A 605-nucleotide genomic window follows, 5' to 3' on the forward strand; every position below is an offset into this window, starting at 1 on the left:
AGTTAAGCTTCAACACGCCGAAAGTAGTTGGGGGATCGCTCCCTGCGAGGATAGGACGTTGCCATGCGTTCAAAACGTGAACCGGTTAAACGATTCACGTCTTTTCTTTAATAACAGTTTCTGGTATAATTAATTAGGAATTGTTATTATGCTGACTTAGCTCAGTTGGCAGAGCACGTCACTAGTAATGATGAGGTCGGAGGTTCGAATCCTCTAGTCAGCATAATTAAAACTTACAAGGTTTATTAGTTCTTGATATATCAACGTTTTACGGAGATGTATCAAGAACTATTTTTGTTTATTTTAGAATATTATGCACACAGCTGTGCACACAAAAAAAGCGTGTGCATGTGAAAATTGAGTAACATCCTATAAACGTTGATTTAATAGGAATAATTAATTGAAAACTGTGTGCATTTCTTAAAATTGAGCAAGTATAGTTTTTATGGCTTATATGTGGTATAGAGTAAAATAGGTACTACATAAATTCAAAATATGTAGTACCTATTTTAATTCATGATTAATCTGTAAGCAGTCCGTATCCACACGGTAAGCAGTCCGTATCCACACGTCTAGCCATCAAAAACTTAGTCTCCTATACTAAA

Annotated in this window: 1 tRNA gene; it reads left to right on the forward strand. The window is 35.4% G+C overall.

Going from position 1 to position 605, the window contains the following annotated elements:
• The first annotated feature begins 150 nt into the window (after positions 1–150).
• Positions 151–223 (forward strand) — tRNA-Thr (locus tag AACL61_RS03405).
• Positions 224–605: the final 382 nt, after the last annotated feature.

This window comes from Limosilactobacillus reuteri subsp. porcinus, from assembly GCF_036621895.1.
GTDB lineage: Bacteria > Bacillota > Bacilli > Lactobacillales > Lactobacillaceae > Limosilactobacillus > Limosilactobacillus reuteri_J.